This window comes from Streptomyces sp. NPDC014861, assembly GCF_043081625.1.
In the GTDB taxonomy this organism is placed as follows: domain Bacteria; phylum Actinomycetota; class Actinomycetes; order Streptomycetales; family Streptomycetaceae; genus Streptomyces.
Map to the genome: position 1 here is coordinate 148,952 of NZ_JBIBWV010000012.1, position 16,176 is coordinate 165,127.

At 71.6% G+C, this 16,176-nt stretch carries 16 protein-coding genes and 1 pseudogene; 11 read left to right on the forward strand and 6 right to left on the reverse strand.

All coding sequences use genetic code 11. The features are described from left to right. Positions 1–25: 25 nt before the first annotated feature. On the forward strand, positions 26–328 hold the full coding sequence (locus tag ACF1BN_RS23660; protein WP_392333578.1) for a hypothetical protein: 303 nt from the start codon (positions 26–28) through the stop codon (positions 326–328). A gap of 469 nt (positions 329–797) precedes the next feature. Here the strand turns inward: ACF1BN_RS23660 and ACF1BN_RS23665 are convergent. After that, a pseudogene (locus ACF1BN_RS23665) lies at positions 798–1,361 on the reverse strand (transposase); the annotation flags it as partial. 94 nt (positions 1,362–1,455) lie between these two features. Between ACF1BN_RS23665 and ACF1BN_RS23670 the strand changes: the two are divergent. Both ACF1BN_RS23670 and ACF1BN_RS23675 read left to right on the forward strand, forming a co-directional pair. Then, on the forward strand, positions 1,456–3,324 hold the full coding sequence (locus tag ACF1BN_RS23670; RefSeq protein WP_392333579.1) for a hypothetical protein: 1,869 nt from the start codon (positions 1,456–1,458) through the stop codon (positions 3,322–3,324). A 27-nt stretch (positions 3,325–3,351) separates the two neighbouring features. Beyond that, positions 3,352–3,606, forward strand: a complete 255-nt coding sequence (locus ACF1BN_RS23675) for a hypothetical protein (protein WP_392333580.1) — start codon at positions 3,352–3,354, stop codon at positions 3,604–3,606. A 506-nt stretch (positions 3,607–4,112) separates the two neighbouring features. On the opposite strand, the gene ACF1BN_RS23680 is transcribed toward ACF1BN_RS23675, so the two are convergent. Continuing rightward, entirely contained in the window at positions 4,113–5,006 is an 894-nt protein-coding gene (locus ACF1BN_RS23680; protein WP_392333581.1) for a hypothetical protein, read from the reverse strand. 61 nt (positions 5,007–5,067) lie between these two features. On the opposite strand from ACF1BN_RS23680, the gene ACF1BN_RS23685 reads away from it, so the two are divergent. After that, positions 5,068–5,514, forward strand: coding sequence for a hypothetical protein (locus tag ACF1BN_RS23685; protein WP_392333582.1), 447 nt, complete (start codon positions 5,068–5,070; stop codon positions 5,512–5,514). A 357-nt stretch (positions 5,515–5,871) separates the two neighbouring features. Here the strand turns inward: ACF1BN_RS23685 and ACF1BN_RS23690 are convergent, their stop codons facing one another. Next, a complete protein-coding gene (locus tag ACF1BN_RS23690; RefSeq protein ID WP_392333583.1) occupies positions 5,872–7,146 on the reverse strand; it encodes a M23 family metallopeptidase in 1,275 nt (424 codons plus the stop codon). A gap of 652 nt (positions 7,147–7,798) precedes the next feature. On the opposite strand from ACF1BN_RS23690, the gene ACF1BN_RS23695 reads away from it, so the two are divergent. The 4 genes from ACF1BN_RS23695 to ACF1BN_RS23710 all read left to right on the forward strand — a co-directional run bounded on the left by ACF1BN_RS23695 (position 7,799) and on the right by ACF1BN_RS23710 (position 11,188). Further along, entirely contained in the window at positions 7,799–8,002 is a 204-nt protein-coding gene (locus ACF1BN_RS23695; RefSeq protein WP_190223980.1) for a cold-shock protein, read from the forward strand. A 248-nt stretch (positions 8,003–8,250) separates the two neighbouring features. Then, the gene (locus ACF1BN_RS23700; protein WP_392333584.1) at positions 8,251–9,759 is read left to right on the forward strand and encodes a DEAD/DEAH box helicase; all 1,509 of its coding nucleotides are present in this window, start codon (positions 8,251–8,253) and stop codon (positions 9,757–9,759) included. Positions 9,760–10,476: 717 nt separating this feature from the next. Further along, on the forward strand, positions 10,477–10,815 hold the full coding sequence (locus tag ACF1BN_RS23705) for a MerR family transcriptional regulator (RefSeq protein ID WP_361411056.1): 339 nt from the start codon (positions 10,477–10,479) through the stop codon (positions 10,813–10,815). A gap of 151 nt (positions 10,816–10,966) precedes the next feature. Next, on the forward strand, positions 10,967–11,188 hold the full coding sequence (locus ACF1BN_RS23710) for a hypothetical protein (protein ID WP_392333585.1): 222 nt from the start codon (positions 10,967–10,969) through the stop codon (positions 11,186–11,188). A gap of 282 nt (positions 11,189–11,470) precedes the next feature. Here the strand turns inward: ACF1BN_RS23710 and ACF1BN_RS23715 are convergent, their stop codons facing one another. Together ACF1BN_RS23715 and ACF1BN_RS23720 are read right to left on the reverse strand one after the other, a co-directional pair. Continuing rightward, complete coding sequence (locus tag ACF1BN_RS23715; RefSeq protein WP_392333586.1) at positions 11,471–11,686, reverse strand: DUF6243 family protein; 216 nt, start codon at positions 11,684–11,686, stop codon at positions 11,471–11,473. 76 nt (positions 11,687–11,762) lie between these two features. Continuing rightward, the gene (locus ACF1BN_RS23720) at positions 11,763–12,770 is read right to left on the reverse strand and encodes an alpha/beta hydrolase family protein (protein WP_392333587.1); all 1,008 of its coding nucleotides are present in this window, start codon (positions 12,768–12,770) and stop codon (positions 11,763–11,765) included. A gap of 184 nt (positions 12,771–12,954) precedes the next feature. Here ACF1BN_RS23720 and ACF1BN_RS23725 point away from each other — a divergent pair, with 184 nt between their 5' ends. The 3 genes from ACF1BN_RS23725 (at position 12,955) to ACF1BN_RS23735 (ending at position 15,551) form a co-directional block, all read left to right on the forward strand. Beyond that, complete coding sequence (locus ACF1BN_RS23725) at positions 12,955–13,596, forward strand: GNAT family N-acetyltransferase (protein WP_392333588.1); 642 nt, start codon at positions 12,955–12,957, stop codon at positions 13,594–13,596. Further along, entirely contained in the window at positions 13,593–14,564 is a 972-nt protein-coding gene (locus ACF1BN_RS23730; protein ID WP_392333589.1) for a PaaX family transcriptional regulator C-terminal domain-containing protein, read from the forward strand. The genes ACF1BN_RS23725 and ACF1BN_RS23730 overlap by 4 nt, the downstream gene beginning before the upstream one ends. Positions 14,565–14,654: 90 nt before the next feature. Further along, positions 14,655–15,551, forward strand: a complete 897-nt coding sequence (locus ACF1BN_RS23735) for an NAD-dependent epimerase/dehydratase family protein (protein ID WP_392333590.1) — start codon at positions 14,655–14,657, stop codon at positions 15,549–15,551. Between the two features lie 37 nt (positions 15,552–15,588). Here ACF1BN_RS23735 and ACF1BN_RS23740 read toward each other — a convergent pair whose 3' ends face one another. After that, positions 15,589–16,092 (reverse strand): iron chaperone, encoded by a 504-nt coding sequence (locus tag ACF1BN_RS23740; RefSeq protein WP_392333591.1) that lies wholly within the window; start codon positions 16,090–16,092, stop codon positions 15,589–15,591. Positions 16,093–16,176: the final 84 nt, after the last annotated feature.

A 16,176-nucleotide genomic window follows, 5' to 3' on the forward strand; every position in this document is an offset into this window, starting at 1 on the left:
GGGCAGCTCCTTATTGAGGTGGATCATGTTCATTCGTATTACCGCGGACGGTGAGGTCGACGGGGACGCGCTTTCCGAGTCGATCGCATCCCTTATCGGCGTCTTCAATTCCGTACCCCAGTTCATCACCAATGACGACTGGCAGATCGAGATCATGGAGAACGACGAAGAGGACGACGACCTGCCTCAGGGTTGGTTCGTCGACTGCTCCCCGTCCGACGAGGTGTCCTGGGGGGCCGTGTCCACGGTCGCTGAGGGTGTGGCGAAGCTCCTCGCCGAGCACGGCGGGGCGAATCCGAAAGCGCAGTTGGTCGGAGACGAGGGCTAGGTCGGGCTGGGGCCGGAACCTCATACGCGCCCTGAGGCAGCTTCGTCGCTCGGTGCCGCGTCAGGTGGGCAGCAGGGGTGGCCTGCGCAGCGAGTTCCGCGGAGCGACGGTTGCGTTTCTCGGCAACCTCATCGGCGACCTGAGCGCGCGCTGTCCGGAGCTGGACCGGAACCCTGAGACCATCAAGATGCGCTGGCGCCTGCAGAGCACCTGAGCCGATTACGGTGTGCGGCATACGCGAAGTCTCGGGAGACCCAGCCCCGGCAGTAGGCGCCCGTTGCGCTTCCCAGGCCGACCACAAACCTCACGTCGTGCCGGGTAATTCCCAGGCTCATCGCGCGGGTTCGATTCCCCCCATCCACTCGTGAACGAAGCCCCAGGTCAGCGGCCTGGGGCTTCGTCGTTGTCCAGACTTCTCGGGGCTGGCGTGCCATACAGGCGCCGTAAGAGATCGTTTTCGTCCAATTTTTCAACCTGAGATCGGCCGTTCTTTAGTCTTCTTCGGCTCCCGCGAGCAGACGGTGTTCTCGCCGGTGAGGCGGCGGGTCATGAGGCTGGTCATGGCAAGGTGGATCAGGGCTTCGGAGCGGGTGGGCAGGGTTTCGTAGTCGCGGGCCAGGCTGCGGTTCAGCATGAGCCATCCGTAGGTCCGCTCCACCGCCCATCGTTTCGGTATCGGGGTGAAGCCCCTGGCCCCGGGCTTGCGGGTGGTGATCTCCACGTCGATGCCGAGGGTCGCGGCGTGCTCGACGAGGTGCTGGAGGTCGCCGCCGTCCACCCAGACCTTGCGGATGTCCGGGTGTTCGGCGGCGACCTGGTCCAGGAGGTGGGTGCCGGCGATGGAGTCCTGCACGTTGGCCGCGGTCACCAGTACTGCGAGGAGGAGTCCGAGCGTGTCGGTGACGATGCTCCGCATCCTGCTGACGATCTTCATGCCGGCGTCGATGCCCTGGCTCGAGGCCGGAACGCTGGTGGAGGTCTTGACGCTCTGGGCGTCGATCACGCACGCCGATGGTTCACAGCCCCGGCCTTGTGAGAAGGCGGCAGGAGGCCGGACGCCCGGGCTCGTGTCCGGCCTCGCCGTCCCGCCAGCCGTCCGGCACATCGCGCGTGATCATAATGCGCGGGTGAACAGACCTCCCGTGCCGTTGCCCGCCGAACACATACCGCCCGGCACCGCCGAGTGGCGGACTCCGAACGCCGAGCGTTGGCTCGCTGCCGCGCCCGCCCGGTGGGCACACCCTCTGTGGGCGCTGCTGGCGCTGGTCACCTCGCTGGTGTGGGACATCGCGGAGGCTCCCGTCGCCCCCTGCACGTCCGCCGACCCGTGCGGCACCGACTGGCCGGGCCTCGGGACGGCCGTCGCGTTGCCGCTGACCCTGTATTGGGTGTGGCGGCAGCCGCGGCTCGCGCTCGCGGGGCTCGCGGCCGTGCTGGCGGGGTGCGCCGTGGAAGGCGGCTTCACGTCGGCGCTCGGCGAACCGTCCGCGTTCGCGTTCCTGATGGCCGCCGCGTTCACCACCGCCGGGCTCATCCATCGACTGGCCGCCGCCGGGTGGCAGCGGGCGCGGGCCCTGGAGGCGGCTGGGCCGGTCGCACAACCGCTGCCCGCCGCCGCGCGGACGTTCCGCCGGGGCCGGCTCTCCTTCGTCCTGGCCGCCCTGCTGCTGGGCGTCGCCGGGTTCGGCTGCCGGCAGGTGCAGCAGGTCGTCGACGCGTACGAGGAACGGGCCGCGGGAGCCACGCACCTGTCCGGACGGGTCACGGCCCTGGAGCAGGACGACGACAACATCGTCGAGGTGGAGGCCGACGGGCGTACCCATCGCTTCGAGACGGCCTACCCCGAGGACTTCCCCGTGGGCAGCCGGGCCGACATCGTCGTGGACGGCGACTGGGCGGCGCTGGTCGCGGAGCCGTACGACGCCATCGGCTGGGAGCTGCTGGCGGTGGCCGGGTCCGTCGTAGGGCTGGCGTTCCTCGCCAACGGCGTGGACGGACGGAGGCGTGCGCAGCGGCTGCGGCGCGAACCGCTGCCGGTGCTGCACGTGCTGGTGCGAGAGGGTCACGACGACGGCCGCACCTGGGTGTTCGCGGCCGACGACCCGGAGGGCCTTCGGCCGATCCTGCACTTCCATTCGCTGTACGCCTTCGATGAAGAAAAGGAAGAAAAGGAGTTCGAGGACGACGGCGACGCAGCCGTCCTCGAACTCGACAAGATCACGGAGATCCTCAAGGGCGAGGATCCTCCCCCGCCGCTGCGGGAGGCCGTTCTGTACGGCGTCCCCTACGCCGGCGCCGAAGTCGTCTTCGTCGCGTTCGACGACGAAGACGACGTCGAGGTGTCGGTGCAGTGCAGCGTCACCGCGGTGAAGCCGGCCGGCCCTGGGCCGGTGGAGCGCGGACAGCGGCGCCACGAGCGGGAGAACCCGCAGCGGCCCTACGACGAGATCGCCGCCGGCATGACGCCCTCGGCGGGCCCGCGCACGTGGACGGCCCACGGCTTCTCGCGCGTCGTGGGTCTCAACCTGCTGCTGGTGCAGGGCGGCGGCATCTGGGCCGCGCTCGAGGACAGACCGTCGTGGCACTGGCTGTGGCTCGCCGTGAGTCTGCCGTGGCTGGTGACGGCCATGGCGACGGCGCTCACCTGGCGGATCACTGCCGACCGTGACGGGCTGTGGGTGACCGGGGCGTGGCGCGTAAGGCGGGTCCCGTGGAACGTGATCACGTCCGTGCACCACTCCGGCGACGGCATCCGGATCGGCCGGGCCGAGGACTCCCCCGTCGAGCTGTCCCCCACCGGCTGGGCATGGCTGGAGCGCCGCCTCGGCCGCGAGCCGCATGCGGTGCGCACCGCCGAGGAGCTGCGGGCGCTGCTGCTCCACCCGGAACTACGGCCGCGGGAAGAGGCACCGGCGGGACGGCAGGGCATGCCGGCCGGACCGCCACTCGTGGCACTGTCGGCGCTGTGGGGTGCGGCGGTGCTGCTCCTCCTGTGACCGGGCCTGCTGCCATGGGGCCTGGCCATGGCGACGAACCGAGTCCCTGAGCGGCTGCGCCACCGACTGGCTCCTGTACGACCACGAGGCTGGTCCCTCCTGCTGATCTATGCCACCGCCCCCGCCAACGCGCTCCCCCGCATAGCGGGCGCCTCCCCCGAGATGACGCTCGCCTGCACAGCAGCCGGCGGCGTACTCGCCGTCGCCGGGTGCCTGGTTCTGGGACTCACCACCCGTACGCGTCAGCGCCGCCCTGCCGTGGCTCCGCGCGAGGGCTGCTGACCCCATGCCCACAACAGCACCTCGGACCAGCCGCGCGCGACGTGCGGCCGTATCGCTCACCGCCTGGTGGGCCGTGCTCACCCTGACCTTCTGGCTCCTGGGACACGCGACGGGCCCCCCGGCCGGTGTCGCGGCGAGCGCCGCGTCCGCCGCCGTGATGGCTGCCATCGGCGAAACCGGCGACTGGGCCCGCCGACGTTGGAAGGCTCGGCGACACCCACGGGAGGAGCGCGACGCCTCCACCGGCCCCTGAACGGAAGCCCGTGCCACAACGTGCCAGTAGAGGCGGTAAACAGCGGTCACCAGGGGCTTCGCCGAGTCGACTGACACGAGGCCACCGATGGTCATTCTCGCAGGTCAGGCGCTGTTCACCCGCCCAAGTGCCGGGTGATTCCCAAGCTTATAGCGCGGGTTCGATTCCCGTCATCCGCTCTTCTACGAAGCCCCAGGTCAACGACCTGGGGCTTCGTCGTTGTCGCCCATTGCGGATGGGACTGCGAGGGGGGCTAGGCGAAGGCGGGAAGGGCCAGTGTGAGGGTGCCCCAGCCGAGGAGGGCCGTGAAGGCCGCCGAAACGGCCGACCAGAACAGCCGCTTGCAGAAGTACGCGTCCAGGCCCCTGCACACGACCACGCGGGCGGGGTGCTTGAGGTGGTAGGCGATGTTGTACGGCGCCGCGTGTCCGTCGTGGGGCGCGCGGCGGACCTTTCCGTCGGGGGCGGAGTAGCCGTAGTGGCCCCGGCCGCGGATGAGGGTGGGCACCGTCTCGACCGTGACGCCATAGCGGGGCAGGTACCAGATGTTCCACGGGGCCGACGACGCCTCGATCGTCACCCGGGTCATCAGCAGTGTGCCGGCACCGACCAGGAGCACCGCGAGTGCGCGCGACACGTGGTCCCCGGCTATGACAACGCCCACGGAGAGGGCGGCGAGTCCGAGTCCGAGTGCGGCCATCACTCCGGTGAGGACGAGAGCGGCCGGCGTTCTCGGCTCCGCGTCCTCCTCGGCTTGCCTCTCCCTGAGTGCCCGCGCTTCCCGTTCCTCTCGCGCCTCCCGCTCGGCGTTCTCCGCCCCCTCGTGCGTGACCGTCACGAGCGTCGAACCGTCCACCGGTTCCTCGTCAGCGGGACGTTCGGGCAGCGCCCCGTTCACTGCTTCCCCGAAGACGGTCGCCGAGGCGCGGGGCACCCCCTCGATCCGGTACCGGGTCGGCTCGGTCCCGGCGGGTGCCGTCAGCTCGACGACGACCGCCCGCCCGTCCGCGTGCACGCGCGCGACGGCGGCGAGAGGGATGCGGACCTCCTCGCGAGGGCCGCGCAGCAGCAACCCGGCCGACTCGGCACGGAGTTCAGCTCCCTGAGCGCCCAGGAGGACGGGTACGGACGGGAAGGTGATCGACATGCGGGCGATCGTGAGGGGCGGGGGTTCCCGGTGAGTACCCCACTGGCATACGGTCTGCGCTGTGAACGCAGTCGCCCAGGTACTCATCTTGTTCGTCTTCGTGGGCCTGGTGCCGCTCGTCGGCGGTCTGGTGATCATCGGCCTCCACACGGCCGCCCTCCGTGACATGAAGGAGCTGGAGGACACCGGCGTCGAGGTCCCGGCGACCCTGCTCTCGCGGAAGCCTTACAAGACCTACCTGCAGGTCGTCTACGAGTACACGACCGCGGACGGTTCCCGGGCCCGCCACAACTCGTCCGCCGGCCGCAACCCCCTGCACGTCGTGGGCGAGACATATTCGATGGTGCGGACGGCGCACCCGTCCAAGAACGTCTGGATGGGGACGATCGCCGAGGTGCGCCATGAGCGCGCGGGGACCGAGCGTCACATCCGCTTCTTGGTGTGCGTGATTCTCGCGGGTGTGGCGATCTGCGCCGTGGCGGTGACGGGCCTGGTCCTCCTCCCCTGACTCACGTCGCCGGAGGGGTGTTCCTCGCGGCGAGGGGAGTCGGGTACCGGGGCAACCGGATCCCGTGCTCCCACCGGGAGCCGCCCAGTCGTTACTCTGCCGGCCGCGTGCCCCAGCCGTGCCCATCAACGCGGTGAACAGCGGTCACCACGGGTTCTCAGGACCGTCTCGGCACAGCCGATCACAAGCCATATCCCCAGTTCAGAGGCCATATGGGCGGTCTGAGCGGCGGTGATTCCCAAGCTTATAGCGCGGGTTCGATTCCCGTCATCCGCTCTTGAACGAAGCCCCAGGTCAGCGACCTGGGGCTTCGTCGTTGTCCGGGGCTCTCCGGGCGCCGGGGCCGGACGGGAGCGGTCAGAACTCCAGCACCTCGCGGTCGAGCGGATACCGCGCATGGTGAGGACCGTCGTACGGCGAGGGCGTGATCGGGAGGACGCCGGTCGGCTGCAGGCCCAGGTTGTCGTCCCAGATCCGGGGTTCGACCTGTCCGACGACGCGGAACTCCCGGAAGGTGAACGGGGGGCTGTCGGTCGGGAAGAACTCGGGCGTGGTCATCACCTGGAAGTGCAGGTGCGGCGTCGTCGAGTTGCCGCTGTTGCCGATCAGCCCGAGAACCCGGCCGGGTTCGACGTGGTCGCCTTCCCGGACCCTGAGCGAGCCGGGCTTCAGGTGGCCGTAGAGCAGATAGCGGCCCGGCGCGACCTCCAGGGTGACGTGGTTGCCGACGGTCTGCTCGATCGGCGGGACCGGCGGCGATACGGGCGGCGTCTGGTCCGGGATCCCGTCCTGGACCTCCACCACCCTGCCGCCGGCCGCGGCGACGACCGGCTGTCGGTAGCTCAGGTAGCTGGTGAGCCGCGTGGGGTCGCCTTCCCAGGTCTGTCCCCGCTCGCCGACCCGGTACCAGTCGATCGCGAAGCGCTGCGGTACGTGGAAGCGGCCGTTGATCGGGGCGAAGCCGCGCCGGTGGTGGGTGTTGCCGCAGCACGACTCGCTGGAGTACCAGGTGCCGGGGCGGACCGGCGCCTCCAGGTTCAGCGGCGCGGTGCGGTCGGTCGGGGTGATCTGGACCGTCTCCTCGAACGGGGAGGCCCCGGAAGCGGTGAGGACGGCACCCGAGAGGTGGTGCTCGAGGACCTTGGGCACCCGCTGATCGCGGTCGAGGGCCAGGTCGAGCCAGACGACCCACTGCTGGGAGCCCGGGATGACGGTCGGCGTCGGTCCCGGGGGCGCCGGCGTGTACCCGTCCGCGCCCGGCAGGGGGTCGCCCACCGGGTTGGCGGCATCGGCCAGCGCCTGCCCGCTCAGCGAGCCCACCACCCGGTGCGTGCGGGCGTCCCGGACCTCGACCCGGTCCAGCCGCACCCGTGCGCTGCTGGGCAGCGCGTTCGTGGTGAGCAGTTCGTACGAGAGGTGCGTCTTGCCGTCCGTGGCGCGGAACGGCGCCGGTTCGGTCATCACGGCCGCCGTCAACGGCGTGAACTGGGGGCCGGGCGCCGGCGTGGCCGGGCCGGTCCCGTGTCCGGGTCCCGTCGAAGCCGTCAGCATGCCGACCGCGAGCACGGCGGCGGCGAGCCCGCGACGTAGCGGGGTGCGGCCGGTGCGGTTGCGAGGATGGCGCTCTGCCATGGTGCTCTTCCAGTCGTCGGGTCCGGGCCCGTGAAGGCCACCGGCACGCCCCGCGCCGAGGCGCAGGCCCATGTAATCCGGCCGAGCGGCGCTCCCGGCGGACGGCGCCGGAGCCGGGTACCGAACTACACCCGTCCAGCCGCACCGGACCGCCGGCCTGAGCCTTCGTCATCCGGATCCCGCAGAGCCCCCGCACCGCCCTGGTGCCACAAGTGCCGCGGCACCGCGTCGGGTTGAGCCCCGTTCGCCGGCGTCCCGGCATCTCGGCGGTCGGGGAGATCCGATCCGGGTCCGTCATCGCGAGCAGGCCGATCGTCTCCACGCAGGCGTCGGCGCCGCCCCGTTCCCGGAACACGCATTCGGGGAAAACGCATACCTGTGTTCGCGGCCTGAGATTTCAGCGGCCATCGCGGACAGACTTTTTACTGGTGACACGGAGAGGGAAATTTTCGCATCACCCAGGCCGCGGCGACGTGCTACCGTCGAAGCCAGTTGCAGTTTTGGTACCCAAAAATTTCAAGCGCATCCCGTCGGCCGCGCGCCGCACGGGAACGCTTCGTATTTCCGGTCGTCTTCCGGGCAGGGCATCATCGCGGCGACACGGAATCCGTACGGTACGGATTCCGTCGTACTTGCCCAGAGGAGAAATGACATGGCTGCCGGCACCGTGAAGTGGTTCAACGCGGAAAAGGGTTTCGGCTTCATCGAGCAGGACGGTGGCGGCCCTGACGTGTTCGCCCACTACTCGAACATCGCCACGCAGGGCTTCCGCGAGCTCCAGGAGGGCCAGAAGGTCTCCTTCGACATCGCGCAGGGCCAGAAGGGCCCGACGGCCGAGAACATCGTTCCCGCCTGACGCCGACGCACAGTAGGCAGCTGGGTCCCGCATCCCTCGGGGTGCGGGACCCAGCTTTCTTCATTTTATTCGATTCTCGGCCTCGCTCGCCTCGCCGATATCAATTCCGCGACCGATGAGCTGTCGCCGATCACCCCTTGTCGAGGCCCTCTCCCCTCCTCATCCCCTTCGGCCGTCCCCGGCATTCCAGAGGCTGTTCACCCGCTGCCGGAATTCCTCGAAACGCGCCGTTTCCAGGAAGGTTCTGAATGAACCCCGCACGCCCGGACGGCCGCACCTCCCGCACCCGCCGCAACGGTGGTCACGCGTACGACTTCTCCGCCGGAACGGGCCGGGGCGGTCGCGCCGGGTCGTCCGCCGCGAGCCGATCGCGCCCGAGCCGGTCGGGCGGACAAGGCAGGCGTCCCGCCTCCGTACAGGGGGAGTTCGCCCCGCCGAAGACGATCACTCCGGCGCTGCCCGCCGTCGAGACCTTCGCCGAACTGGCCCTGGACCGCCGCCTCCTGAACGCGCTCACCGCACAGGGCCTGTCCGTCCCGTTCCCCATCCAGGGCGCGACCCTGCCGAACTCCCTGGCGGGCCGCGACGTCCTGGGCCGCGGCCGGACCGGCTCCGGCAAGACCCTCGCCTTCGGCCTGGCCCTGCTGGCCCGCACCGCCGGACAGCTCGCCGAGCCCCGTCAGCCGCTGGCGCTGATCCTCGTCCCCACCCGGGAACTCGCCCAGCAGGTCAGCGACGCCCTCACGCCCTACGCCCGCGCCGTGAAGCTGCGCCTGGCCACCGTCGTCGGCGGAATGCGGATCGGCCGGCAGGCGAACGCGCTGCGAAGCGGCGTCGAAGTCGTCGTGGCCACCCCCGGCCGCCTCAAGGACCTCATCGAGCGCGGTGACTGCCGGCTGAACCAGGTCGCGATCACCGTCCTCGACGAGGCCGACCAGATGGCCGACATGGGCTTCATGCCCCAGGTCACCGCGCTCCTGAACCAGGTCCGTCCCGAGGGCCAGCGCATGCTGTTCTCCGCGACCCTGGACCGCAACGTCGACCTCCTGGTCCGCCGCTACCTCGTCGACCCCGTCGTCCACTCCGTGGACCCCTCGCAGGGCGCGGTGACCACGATGGAGCACCACGTCCTGCACGTGCACGGCGCGGACAAGCAGCGGCTGACGACCGAGATCGCGGCGCGCGAGGGCCGGGTGATCATGTTCCTGGACACCAAGCACGCCGTGGACCGCCTCACCGAGGACCTCCTCCGCAGCGGTGTCCGGGCCGCCGCCCTGCACGGCGGGAAGTCACAGCCGCAGCGCACCCGTACCCTCGACCGGTTCAAGGCCGGGCACGTCACCGTCCTGGTCGCCACGAACGTCGCCGCGCGCGGCATCCACGTCGACAACCTCGACCTCGTCGTCAACGTGGATCCGCCCACCGATCACAAGGACTACCTCCACCGCGGCGGCCGGACCGCCCGGGCCGGCGAGTCCGGCAGCGTCGTCACCCTGGTCACCGCCGGCCAGCGCCGCGACATGACCCGCCTCATGTCGGCCGCCGGCATCGTGCCCACGACCACCCAGGTCCGCTCCGGCGAGGAGGCGCTGCGCCGGATCACGGGCGCCCGGACCCCTTCCGGCATCCCCGTGACGATCACCGCGCCGCCGGCCGAGCAGCGCCGACGCGGCTCCGCCCCCCGCGGCCGGCGCGGTCCCGCCTCGGCGGCGAGCCGCGCCGGCGGACGGCGCTCCGCCGGCGACGCGGCGGCCTGAGCCCTCGCGAGCCCCGAGAGCCTGACCGGACCGCCGCCCGCCCAGCCCTGCTCTGCCCGGGCCCTGCCTGGCCCAGTCCTGCCCGGTCCTGCCCGGTCCTGCCCTGTCCTGCCCGGACGGGGCCTCACGGGAGGCCGAGCCGTTGGCGATCGATTACCTGCTCGCCGGACACGTAAAAATCTATGTCGGCCGCGATAGACATTGCGACATAGCCTGGCTATGGTTTCTCTCGTAGCCCAGAGAGAAACAAGGGCCTGGCAGAGACGAACTGCCGGCCGGCAGTACAGGCAGTAGCAGTGAGCAGGACGGTGCGGCGGTGGAGTTTCGGAGCCAGGGCTTTCGCAGGACGGCGACGGGACTGACGGCTGGACCGGGTGGCCCGCAGTGATCAGGGGCCGCCACGAGCGGGACCGTGGCCGTGCCAGGTGCGGTACCCGTGAGTGCACAGTTCGATCACCGAGGAAGAACGGAGGAACCCACGCCATCAGGATCGCCCGGGCGTACGCCTGAGCCCGGGTACCGCAGGACATCGCGACAGTGAGGTGGTCTCCGGTCGAGCAACCGCGATCCCCGCGAACCCGACAGTCACCGGGTCGGTTCGGCGGACACAGAAGGCCCGCGCAGTATCTGGGCCGGCAGGTGGTGTAGTAGTTCCTTCGGGGCCCTGGTGCCGGTACGGCACCAGGGCCCCTCAACGCGTTTCCCTGAGAGGTGCAAATGACAGCAGATGACTCGTACGACCGTCTCGACGACGACGACTACCCCGCCTACACCATGGGCAGGGCGGCCGAAATGCTCGGCACCACCCAGGGTTTCCTCCGGGCCATCGGCGAGGCCCGCCTCATCACCCCGCTCCGCTCCGCGGGCGGCCACCGCCGCTACTCCCGCTACCAGCTGCGCATCGCCGCACGTGCCCGGGAACTCGTCGACCAGGGCACCCCCATCGAAGCGGCCTGCCGCATCATCATCCTCGAGGACCAGCTCGAGGAAGCCCAGCGCATCAACGCCGAGTACCGCCGCGCCGCGGAATCGGCCCCGCCGCCGGCCTCGGACTGAGGCGGGGCCTGCCGGCGATTCCGCCGAGGCCTGAAACCGCTGGTCAGCGGCCTGGATCTGGCGCTTTCATCAAGACCCTCCTCGGCCGCCTCGCACGGCGGACATGAACGGCCAGGGCGAAGGGTTGCGCAGGGGGCGCATACTGGCGGCAATGACAAAGTCCAGTGCACCGAAGCGCCATCTGTCCACCAGCCCCTTCAAGGCCCCGGTCACGCTGCCTCCCCGGCAGTTCGCCGTGGGCGACCAGGTCACGCACGACGTGTACGGCCTCGGCAGGGTCATCGGCATCGAGGGCGAGATCGCGGCGCTCGTGGATTTCGGCTCGACGCAGCAGCGAATCCTGAGCCCGTACGCCAAGATGAGCAAACTGTAGGGCCGCCGTGCCCGGTCACGGCGTACCGGAGCCGGACAGCCCCGCCGCATACACGACGTCCGGGAGACGGGGCCGCGCCCCGACGTGCCCGCAGGGGCGGTGAACCGTGGACGACGGAGGTCTCCGGACAACGCCACGACACCCCCCGTGAACCAACGTTCCCGCAGGCCAGGAGCCCTCGCACAGCCAGGTGCCGGGTGAGTCCCCGGCTTGTGGCGCGGGTTCGGTTCCCGTCGTCCGCTCGTGAGTGAAGGCCCTGGTCGGTGACCAGGGCCTTCGTCGTCAGTTCTGGGTGGTGCCGGTGTCCGCCCCCTCGGGGGCGGGGGCCGTGCCGGTCTTCTCGCGCATCTTGCGGACCAGCTCCGCCTTGCGGTCGGCGGCGCCCTGGCGGTCGAGGTTGCGGTGGGGGCCGTTGTTCTGGCGTTCGGCGCGGGACTGCTTCTTGCGCTGACCGCCGCCCTGGCCCACGGGATTGTTGATGTTCTTGCTGTCGGTCACGGGTGCTCCCGGTCGTGGAGGTGGGGATCCGCGGATGCGGCGTTCGAGGACGCCGGCGGGAGGCCGTCACGCGCTCTCATCCGTAAGTATCCACGTCGGCGAGGAACCGCCGCTGGTCGGACAGGAAGCCGGCGGCGAACAGGGAGCGCGGCGCGCACAGGGCGGTCAGGGTGAGGCGCAGAGGGTCCGTCTCGACCTCGTGCCTGAGCAGGGCGTGGGTGGCGTCGGGGTAGTGGGCGACGCGCAGGTGGGGCGCGGGGAGCAGGCGGCGGTAGGCGGACTCGGTCTCGGCGGTGTCCACGTGCACGTCGCGGCCGGCGAGCACCAGCAGGACGGGGATCCCGCGCAGGGCCGGCAGGCCGGCGGTCGCGTCGGCGGTGTGGTTCCTGGAGACGAACCGCCAGCGGGCGGCCGTCATGTCCTGCGGGTCGCCGACGGCCCGCACGTACTCGTCGTACGCGGCGCCCCTGCCGAGCAGTTCGAGACCGGTCTCGCGGCGGCGCAGGGCCGCGGCGACCTCGGCTTCCGACGCGCCGTCCCGGCGCAGTTCGGCGAGGAGGTGGTAGCGGCCCTGCCGGTGCCAGTTGACGGCGGGCGAGACGGCGACGGCGAAGCGGATCCGGCCGTCCCTCGCGGCGATCCCGGGCAGCACCCAGCCCGCCTGGCTGGCGCCCCACAGGCCGATCCGGTCGGCGTCGACGTCCGGTCGCTGCCGGGCCCAGGCGATCGCGTCGACGGCCTCGCGCGCGCGGTCCTCCATGGTCTGGTCGAGCCAGTCGCCCGGCGCGCCGGCCACGCCCGGTTTGCTCCAGGAGAGCGAGGCGTACCCGGCCCGCGCGAAGGACTCCCACATCGGCCGGTAGAACCCGTCGTGCGTGGCGTCGACCGGGCCGTCCCCGTGGACGAACACCACCAGGGGGAAGGGCCCCTCGCCCTCCTCGGGCAGGGCCAGCACACCGTGCAGGGTCCGCCCGCCGTGCCGCACGGTCACCGTCTCCTCCCGCAGGTCGTAGGTGTTCTGCCAGACCACCACCCCGCCGAGGCCGGCCGCGACCAGCGCGAGCGCCACCAGGGTCGTGAGCACGGTCCGCGCCACCCGACGGCGGCGGGTCGAGGTCCCGCATCGAGGTCTCGTCGACATCTGCCCCTCCAGGAACGGGAACGGACGAACTGTAAAACTAACGAAATCAAAACGCTCGTTTCTCTTTCGACCGTAGCGAGTTCGTCCGTAGAATGCGAGGGCGGGACGGAAACACGGAGGAGGAGCCATGGACGCGGCAACCGTCATCAGGCGCGGCGTACCCCCCGGCGCCGAGGAGCGTGTGGCCGAGCTGTACTGGGAGGCCTTCGGCCGCAAGCTCGGGGCCGCCCTGGGGCCGGACGAGCGGGGGCGCGCCTTCCTCGCCCGCCACCTCCACCACGACCGCGCGGTCGTCGCGCTCGCCCCCGGCGGCGAACACGTCGTGGGCGTGGCCGGCTACCGGCTCGGGACGCGGGGCCTCACCGGCGGCGGCGCGCGCGACGTGCTCGCCGCCTACGGGCCGCTCCGCGGTCTGCCGCGGCTCGCCCTGCTGGCGCTGCTCGAACGCACCCCCAGGCCGGGGGAACTCGTCATGGACGGCATCGCCGTCGACCCCGCCCGCCGCGGCACGGGCATCGGGAGCCTGCTGCTGACGGAGATCGCCGCCGTCGCCGCCGAGCTCGGCGGCACGCGGATCCGCCTGGACGTCATCGACGTCAACCCGCGCGCCCGCGCCCTGTACGAACGCCACGGCTTCACCGCCGTACACACCGAACGGACGCCGTACCTCCGGGACCTGATGGGCTTCGGCGCCGTCACCACGATGCGTCGCACCGTCCCGGACCACCTGCCCGGCCCGCCCGACGAGACCTCGGAGCCACAGCGATGACCAGCAGACCGACGGACGCCCGCGCGGCGGAGCCCGCCACCCCGGAGATCGGCACCCGGACCCTGGTCCTCGCCCTCGTCCGCGAGGACGGCACCGTCGACGCCGGTGAGCTGTACTCCGTCGCCGAAGCCCTCGGAATGACCGACCAGCAGGTCCGGCTCTGCCTGAAACGGCTCGTCGCCGAGGGCCGGTTCACCCAGGACGGGCGGGGGCGCAAGGCGGTGCTGCACGCCACCGCCGACGCGACCGGCGCGATCGCACCGGACGTGGAGTACGTCCGCCACGCCTACCGGCAGGACCAGGGACTGGCCCCCTGGGACGGGACCTGGCACCTGTTCGCCTTCGCCATCCCCGAGACCGCGCGGCAGGCCCGCGACACCCTGCGCGACACCCTCCTGCACCTCGGCGCGGCCCCTCTCCAGGGCGGGCTCTACGTCAGCGCCAACGCCATCGGCGGGATCGTCGAGGCCCACGCCGGCCGGCTGGGCGTCCTGGCCTCCCTCACCCGCTTCACCAGCCGCGACCTGCGGGTCGGGGACGAGACGGACCCGGCCCGGCTGGCCGCCCTGCTCTGGCCGCTCCAGCAGGTGGCGGACCGTCACGAGGCCCTCGCCGCGCTCGCCTCGACCCGCCTCGCCCGCCTGGCCGGGGCGGACCGGACCACGGACACCGAGCGCCTCACGTACGCGATCGAGCTGGCGGCGGCCTTCACCACCGCCATGGAACCCGACCCCCTGCTGCCCCCCGAACTGCTCCCGCACCCCTGGCCCGGCAGCCGCGCACGCGCCTTGGCCGCGGAGTGCTGGGAAGCCCTCGGGGACGGCGGGGACGGGCGGGACAGGGGGGACGGGGGCGAGTACCGGAACGGAGGCGGGGGCGGGGACGCGCACGGGGGCGGTCAGGGTCCCGGACGGCCGCGGCTGTTCCGGCTGTACGACGACGCACTCCCCGCCCCACACCCGCTGTGACGGGGATCACCGCGCTTCGCGGGGGTCGGGGTGTCACGGAACGGGGGGCTCGGCAACCTTCCTGGTAAAGCCATCTGGAGGTTGTGGACCATGAGGATCCTGCTCGCCGGTGCCACCGGCGCCATCGGCCGGCCGTTGACCCGGGCTCTGGTCCGGGACGGGCACGAGGTGCTGGCCCTGGCCCGTTCGGACGGTTCGGCGGAGGCGGTACGCGCGCTGGGCGCGTCGCCCGTGCGGGCGGACGCCCTCGACCGCGAGGGCCTGCTGCGGGCGCTCGACGGGATGTCCGCCGACGCGGTGGTCCACCAGCTGACCGCGCTCAAGGCGCCGAAGCTGAGGCTCACCGCGGACGACCCCAGCAACGTGCTGCGGGAGCGCGGCACGGCGCACCTGCTGGAGGCCGCGGGGGTGCTCGGCGCGGCCCGGTTCGTCACGCAGTCCCTCGTCCTGGGGTACGGGTACCGCGACCGCGGCGAGCGGCCGGTCACCGAGGAGGACCCCTTCGGCGTCCGGAGCGGCACCGTCGCGGACCACGTGATCACGGGCCTGGTCGAGGCGGAGGGCCGGCTGTTCGCCGCGGACCACGTGGCGGGTACGGCGCTGCGGTACGGCGTCTTCTACGGTCCCGGCACGTGGTTCGACCCGACGCCCGGCAGCCGTCCCTTCCCCGTCCCGATGAACGGCGGCGGGACGATGTCGTGGGTCCATGTCGAGGACGCGGCCGAGGCGACGGTCGCGGCGCTGGAGCGGGGCCGGGCGGGCGAGGCGTACAACATCGTCGACGACCGGCCGTCGACCTGGGGCGAGCTGGCCGCCGCCCGCGGCTCCCGCCTCCGCCTGCCGGGCGGACTGCTGCGGCTCGCCGTCCCCTACCTCGGCGCCCTCATGCTCGACACCCGCCTGCGCGTCTCGCACGCGAAGGCCACCCGCGAACTGGGCTGGTCCCCTCGGTACGCGGACCACCGCGCGGGGATGCGGGCGATGTGAGGCTCCCCCGTGCGCGGTGGGTGCCTCGGACCGGGCCTCAGGCGGTGGCCTTCCCGATGAGGGCCTCGATGCGGGACTCGACGGCGGGGGTCAGCGCGGTGAGCGCGAAGGAGGTGGGCCACATGTCGCCGTCGTCAAGGGTGGCGGCGTCGTTGAAGCCGAGGGTGGCGTAGCGGGCCTTGAACTTGGCGGCGCTCTGGAAGAAGAGGACGATCTTGCCGTCCCTGGCGTAGGCGGGCATGCCGTACCAGGTCTTGGCCGTGAGGTCCGGGGCGACCTTCTTGACCAGGGCGTGGACGCCCTCGGCCAGGACGCGGTCCTCGTCGGGCATCTCGGCGACCTTGGCGAGGAGGTCGGCCTCGCCGTCGGCCGCCTTGGCGCGGGAGGCGCGGGCCTTGCCGGCCTTCAGCTCCTTCGCGCGCTCCTTCATCGCCTCCCGCTCGTCCTCGGTGAAGCCGTCGTAGGACTTGGCGGGCTCGGCGGTCGCGGTGCTGTCGGTGGCCCTGGTGGTCTTGGTGGTCCTGGTGGTCCTGGTCGCCATGGCGGTCGCTCTTCCCCTCGTCGTGGGCGTTCCCGGCGCGTCCTCGCCGGTCTTCCCGGTGCTGTTCCCAGGCTAGGTTCGGCG